We start from the raw sequence: 3,261 nt of genomic DNA, 5'->3' as shown, positions 1-3,261 counted from the left end.
ATCCACATGTAATTAAAAAAGTAAAATAACTGTATTTATTATGTACTACAAATAAAGTTTTGATTTTACATGCAATTCACCCTAAAAAATGTATATGAACACTCTCACTCGCACAAACTTCGAATACAAAACAAATAGGCGAAGCTATTGAATAGACTTCGCATCAAGCATGTGATCACAGAGATTTATATGAAATTTTATATTCATAAATTCCAGAAATAAATTTACTTATCTTTCTCCATATATTCTTTAATCTTTCGTTCTTCCCACTCTTTTCCGAATATCCCAAATGGAAAAGTTGTCAAACCGTGTATAACGATACCGATCCCCCAACCTCCAAGTGGATATAAAAACCATAATTTACTTGAATCAGAGCTTACATTTATAAAAAAAAGCATTAAGTTAACTAGTATATAAACCGTTAAATGAATGTAAAACGCTTTTAAATTTTCCACCCTTTTTTTAGCTCGTAAATAAATCTCATCTCGCTCCATATATAAACACCTCTTTCATTATTGTATTTTTTAAACTCACTCCGATTTAAACATCATATTCTAATCGAAAATCCCTTATTCTCAAAAAAACACAAAATAAAAAATACCCATCATGAAACATCTCCATTCATGATGATTTTATTTGTTTGATTGGATATGACTAACCTGTAATTATCACAGTTACAGGTTATAAAGAATAGCAACCATCTTTCTCATGTAATGTTGCATACTGTGATTTTCAAATTTAAATCGATTATTCCTATATTCAACACTAATGCCAAATCCTTGAATATCAGCAGGTAAACGGATTGATGCTGAAGAAGTTAATGTCATGCAGCATATTTTTCAATGCTACAGTTTGTATAATCGTAGTCTATTAAATTATGTAGGAGCGGAGTTAAAATGTTAATAAAACCAAACAGATTACAGCCCGGAGATATTGTGGCAACAGTAAGTCCTTCGTGGGGAGGAGCAGGTGATTCTGAGCTAAGATGGCGATATGAACAAGGAGTAAAGAGATTAGAAGAAGTTTTCGGTCTGAGAGTCGTCCCAATGCCAAATAGTTTAAAAGGTAGCGAATTCATTTATAACAGCCCTGAGGCTCGTGCGGAAGATTTAATGACAGCTTTTAAAGATACGCGTGTGAAAGCAATTATTGCGAATATTGGCGGTGAAGATAGCATCCGTTTACTTCCTTATATAGATTTTAATGTGATACGTGAAAACCCAAAAATTTTTATGGGGTACTCTGACGTTACCGTTTCACATTTGTTTTGCCATAAAGCAGGCATTTCCTCTTTTTACGGTCCAGCAATTTTAACCGATTTTGCCGAAAATGTAGAGATGGATCCATATACAATTGAAATGGTAAATCGGACCCTCTTTTCAAATGAGACTATTGGCGAGATTCAACCAGCTCATGAATGGACGAGTGAGCGTTTAGAATGGATAGAGATAAATAAGGATAAAAGGCGTACGATGCAACAAAACAATGGATATGAGCTACTTCAAGGCTCTACCACTGTACAAGGGCGTTTAATTGGTGGTTGTATAGAAGTACTGGAATTTGCAAAAGGAACGGAACTTTGGCCTGAGAAAAAACATTGGGAGAATAGTATCCTTTTCTTTGAAACCTCTGAAGATCATCCAGAACCAAGTTATATAAAGTATTGGTTACGAAATTATGCAGCACAAGGCATTCTGCAAAAAGCAAAAGGTATCATTTTTGGTAAACCAAAAGACGAAATGTATTATGAAGAATATAAACACGAAATTATGCAAGTTATGAAAGAACATAACTTAGAAGATTTGCCGATTCTTTATAATTTAAATTTTGGACATACCGAGCCGAAGTTTATTTTACCTTACGGCGCGATAGCAGAAATTAATTGTGAAAATGTATCTTTTTCTATTTTAGAGAGTGGCGTGGAATAAAGTGAAACTTGAAATAAGTATAGCCATAAGTTTTATTATTATGTTTCCCTGATCCTACAGGAAGAATAGCGTATTTTTTTGTTAGCTTGATAGCGATATGGCAGGATCCCAATAAATACAAACACTCCTATGAGATATGACTGTGAATTGATACTTTTTAAAAGTATATAATTTAAGGGAGATTACTTATCTAATGATAAAGGGGGATTTACGTGTATGGAAGTAACATTTACAGTAAGTAAATGGGATGAAAAACTAATCGATGATACTAGAAAAGATTTTCCTATTAATATTGCCCATGTTGAATATGATATTGATGGGGAATTAAAAGGAAAAGCTTTTGTTGAATACTTATTATATTATTTAGACTCAAATATAAATGATGGTCACTTGGCTACTGCTAAAATTTCTGGATTTTTACACTTTGAAGGAATTTATAAGGGGCAACAAGGGACATTTACAGCTGTAGAGCAAGGAATATTTGATAAAGGAAATCTAGATTCCCCAGGAACAATTATTAAAGCTACCGGTAACTTAGAAAATCTGAGAGGGTCCTATAATTATCAGTTTACAGGTCAAACTAGTAAACTGATTTTAGAGTTTGAATTTTAGCAAAATACCCTATAATATAGTGGAAAGGACATTTCTTGTAATACTAGGAATGTCCTTTTTGTTGACGAGCTTATTCAACTATTCTTCTATTAGTTAAGAAAAGAACCGAGTATATTACATAACGTCTTATTATCAGTATTCAGCAATGCATAAAACTTTCGTTATGGTGGAATTAAAAATCTAAGCCCGAGTGACATAGCCCCCACCTATTCATTACTTTTTCTACTAACTAAAGAATAATCCCAGAAAAACTCCCCTTCATAACTTCTTTTTCAAGTTGATTCCTACATGTAAACATCGCAATAATCTTTGTGCGATTTTTTTCATCGGGTTCAAATTGTTCAATAATTACGTCGCAACGAATCGTATCACCGCTAAAAACGGGACGTAAAAATTCAAAATCCATCTTACGCGCTAATACGTTATAATCACCGCCAACTTTTGTAGGCAGTGTTGATGTTAACAGGCCTTGTACGACAAACCTTCCTTGTTCATCTGGTGTAACATGATGAACTCCCTCATCCTTAGATACTTCTGTAAATAACGCAACATCTTCTTTTGTAAAAGTTCTCTCAAAGGTGATTTTTTCGCCTACTTGCAATTTCATTGATACCCCTCCTCAAAAACACTTTTTAAATAAGAAAAACCGAAACTAAAAATCAGTTCGGTTTTTCAAAACTAACGAAGTCTATTTACCCCGTAAATGCCCGATTGGTGAAGG

Annotated in this window: 4 protein-coding genes; 2 read left to right on the top strand and 2 right to left on the bottom strand. The window is 33.5% G+C overall.

The window, feature by feature from the left end:
• Positions 1-224: 224 nt before the first annotated feature.
• A complete protein-coding gene (locus tag KI356_RS23925; protein WP_128280551.1) occupies positions 225-494 on the bottom strand; it encodes a 2TM domain-containing protein in 270 nt (89 codons plus the stop codon).
• Positions 495-896: 402 nt separating this feature from the next.
• Between KI356_RS23925 and KI356_RS23920 the strand changes: the two genes are divergently transcribed.
• Both KI356_RS23920 and KI356_RS23915 read left to right on the top strand, forming a co-directional pair.
• Positions 897-1,928: a S66 family peptidase gene (locus tag KI356_RS23920; RefSeq protein WP_212936665.1), complete on the top strand. Its 1,032-nt coding sequence runs from the start codon at positions 897-899 to the stop codon at positions 1,926-1,928.
• Positions 1,929-2,144: 216 nt separating this feature from the next.
• Complete coding sequence (locus KI356_RS23915; protein WP_128280553.1) at positions 2,145-2,540, top strand: DUF3224 domain-containing protein; 396 nt, start codon at positions 2,145-2,147, stop codon at positions 2,538-2,540.
• Between the two features lie 229 nt (positions 2,541-2,769).
• On the opposite strand, the gene KI356_RS23910 is transcribed toward KI356_RS23915, so the two are convergent.
• The gene (locus tag KI356_RS23910) at positions 2,770-3,147 is read right to left on the bottom strand and encodes a hotdog family protein (protein WP_212936664.1); all 378 of its coding nucleotides are present in this window, start codon (positions 3,145-3,147) and stop codon (positions 2,770-2,772) included.
• Between the last annotated feature and the right edge of the window lie 114 nt (positions 3,148-3,261).

It is taken from the genome of Bacillus hominis (assembly GCF_018332515.1).
GTDB lineage: Bacteria > Bacillota > Bacilli > Bacillales > Bacillaceae_G > Bacillus_A > Bacillus_A hominis.
Note: the sequence above shows the minus strand (reverse complement) of the source record. Positions and strands in the feature narration are given on the sequence as shown.

Excerpts from the sequence above, each read along its gene's own strand:
- KI356_RS23915 (WP_128280553.1), top strand. The coding sequence starts at position 2,145 with ATGGAAGTAACATTTACAGTAAGTAAATGGGATGAAAAACTAATCGAT.
- KI356_RS23920 (WP_212936665.1), top strand. The coding sequence starts at position 897 with ATGTTAATAAAACCAAACAGATTACAGCCCGGAGATATTGTGGCAACA.
- KI356_RS23910 (WP_212936664.1), bottom strand. The coding sequence starts at position 3,147 with ATGAAATTGCAAGTAGGCGAAAAAATCACCTTTGAGAGAACTTTTACA.
- KI356_RS23925 (WP_128280551.1), bottom strand. The coding sequence starts at position 494 with ATGGAGCGAGATGAGATTTATTTACGAGCTAAAAAAAGGGTGGAAAAT.